Genomic DNA, 2989 nt, shown 5'->3' with positions numbered 1-2989 from the left:
CACCTGGTTAAAATAACCGTGATTAAATATAGTTCAAAAAATAAATATAAAAAATCGTCCGATCTTTTAAAGTACCCACATCTATAATTAGATAGCATTATTAAACAAGAATATAACAATGAACAAACTTCACTTCCGCTGATATTCAAGAAGTTTCTTGTGTTCTTTTAAAAAAGGAAATCACGCCTTTACATTTATATGTTTAACGTAAGTTCCACCGTGAAAATTCTGTTTTAGCATGTTAGTCTTCATATACCAAAAAACACCATGAATACAGGGTTATTGGCACTTTACAATCATATACTTTCTTATAGTTCCAAAAAACCCTCTATGTAAATAGAGGGATATATATTAAGCATGAACCTCTTGACCGATTTTCGCCTCAAGTGCTATTTGTAGTTTGTGTGTCCATTCTCCTCTTATACCTTTGTTAACCTTTATTCCATTAATCGTGGTTACAGGTAGAATTTCTGTAGTAGTCGAGGACAAAAAGAATTCATCGTTCGATAATACAGTTGCAAGAGAAATAGGTTGTTCAACAACAGGTAAACCAATCTCTTCACAACATGTTAAAATCACTCGACGCGTAATACCGTTTAAAATTAAATTAGTAGCTGGGTGTGTATATAACACACCATCTTTTATCGCGTACATATTAGTAGAAGAACCTTCAGTAATTAGATCTCCTCTATGTAAAAGAGCTTCAAAGCAACCATTCTCATATGCTTCCTGTTTCGCCAATACACTACCTAATAAATTTAAACTTTTTATATCACAACGCAACCACCGAATATCCTCAATCGTTTTGACCGCTACACCGTTCACCATTTCTGTTACTGGCCGTTTATATTCTTTCGTATACGCCGTCAGAACTGTTTCCACAGGGGTTATTGGAAAGTGATGCAAACGAGGAGTAGCTCCTCGAGTAATTTGGACATAGACTTGACCGGATGTGACTTCATTCGCTTCAATAAGGTCGTATATCATTTTATGAAAAAGGTCTTTTGTATATGGAATGACTATCTTGATTTTATCGGCACTTTCGTAGAAACGATCAATATGTTCTTGCGCAGTAAACATGTTACCGTTATAAATGCGAATCACTTCGTAAATACCATCACCAAACTGATAACCTCGGTCTTCTTTAGACAATTTAATGTCTTCATCTTTTACTAATCGATCATTCCATAATACCCAATTCATTATAAATCCTTCTTTCTATGATTTTATTGAAGCGAGTTCGCAAATCGCATCCGCGTAAATTGCAACTGCTTTTATTAAATTTTGAATGTCAACGAATTCGTCAACTTGATGGGCGACATCTTTTTCACCAGGAAATAACATCCCAAAAGCTACACCCTTTTGAAGTACACGTGCATATGTTCCTCCACCAATTGAAAGCAAAGTTGCATTTTCTCCAGTTTGACGTTTATATACACGTGATAAACTTTGAATTAACTCATCAGATTGATCTACATAATGGGGATTAGAATTAGACACAATATCAATTGAAACACCAAACTCACTCAAAAGTTGCTGGCACTCGGTTAGTTTCTGCTCAAAAGAATAAGTAACTGAATAACGTAAGCTCACATCAATAGTTCCTCCAGAAACCGGATTGAATGAAAAAATTCCTGCATTTAATGTTGTGTCTCCTGATTCATCATCATGATAATTCAGCGCTAACGTATGCCCTCTTGAATCTTCAAAAAAAGATGAAGATATAAAATTAACGTATGTTTTCGAACCTGATGTTGTCATTATACCTTTTAGGAACTCTGCCAGATAGACCCCAGCATTGACACCATCGTTTGGTTCCATCGCATGTGCTGACTTACCTTCTAAAGTAAGTTCAATCACATGTTGATCAGTTTTGATTGATCCCTGTATTTTGTGTTCGTTAAGAAACTGTTCAAATTTACTTTCAATAGCTTCATGCTTCAAATGGAGTACAGCTCTTGCTAAGTCAGGTACCATGTTTGTACGAGTGCCTGCTGTGAATGATTGCAGTTGTTCATCCTGCTCCAACTTAGAAGTTGCTAATTGCAAGGTTGCAATGCCCTTTTCTGCGTTAATAATCGGGAAATCAGCATCAGGAGCAAAACCGATATGTGGCATTTCTTCTTTTTCAAAATAGCGTTTCACACAACGGAAGCCACTCTCCTCGTCTGTTCCAATGATTAATCTCACCCTCTTGTTTAAAGGAATACCCGCTTCCTTCACGATTTTCATGGCCATCCATGCCGCTATAGTTGGTCCTTTATCATCAATGGCACCTCTACCATATAAGCGATTATTTTCAATATGTCCTTCAAATGGGGGATAAGTCCAGCCCTTGCCTGCAGGTACCACGTCAACATGACCTAGAATCCCAAGAAGTTCATCTCCCTCTCCCATTTCAATATGACCAGCCATTTGATCTACGTTTTTCACTTTCATTCCAGCTTCTATCCCTTTTTGAAGCATCAACTTTAACGCTTCGTTGGGCCCAGGTCCAAAAGGTTGTCCTTCTGACGATTGAGTCTCATCCAACACACTTGGAATTTGAATAAGTTGTTGGAGTTCTGATAAAAGTTCTGACTGCTTTTTTTGTGCTTCTTCCATCCAATTAATCACGTTTAAGGTCCACCTGCCTCTTCTTTAAAGTTATTTTACACCTTTCTTAAAGAATTCATAGATGAAAATTACTTTTTATTTAAAAATTTAAGAAAAGTGGGAATTTCATCAGGAATATTATTCCTTCAAAAACTCAGGCTATGTCTATCTCAGCGGTAGTTTGGGAGCCTAAAGCAACCTGGAAACCTAAGTTGATACTGTATCGAAAATCATTCTTTACTAACACACAAATCATTTGTAATTGTGTTAAAGGACCGGGCGTACTTTTCCCGGATCTTCTTACAAAATAAAAAAGTATATAAATTTAGTGAGCCATGAATCCAGTATTCCCGGTATTTTAAAGAGTAGGTGTAGTATGATACCGCTGATTTGC

2 protein-coding genes are annotated in these 2989 nt (G+C 36.5%); both read right to left on the bottom strand.

Annotation, left to right across the window (positions count from 1 at the left end; genetic code table 11):
- Window positions 1-351 precede the first annotated feature (351 nt).
- The gene (gene dat, locus B371_RS0100830) at window positions 352-1203 is read right to left on the bottom strand and encodes a D-amino-acid transaminase (protein WP_019412451.1); all 852 of its coding nucleotides are present in this window, start codon (window positions 1201-1203) and stop codon (window positions 352-354) included.
- Between the two features lie 15 nt (window positions 1204-1218).
- On the bottom strand, window positions 1219-2616 hold the full coding sequence (gene pepV / locus B371_RS0100825) for a dipeptidase PepV (RefSeq protein WP_019412450.1): 1398 nt from the start codon (window positions 2614-2616) through the stop codon (window positions 1219-1221).
- Between the last annotated feature and the right edge of the window lie 373 nt (window positions 2617-2989).

The organism is Paenisporosarcina sp. TG20 (genome assembly GCF_000286315.1).
In the GTDB taxonomy this organism is placed as follows: Bacteria; Bacillota; Bacilli; order Bacillales_A; family Planococcaceae; genus Paenisporosarcina.
This window is presented reverse-complemented; position numbering and strand designations above follow the sequence as displayed.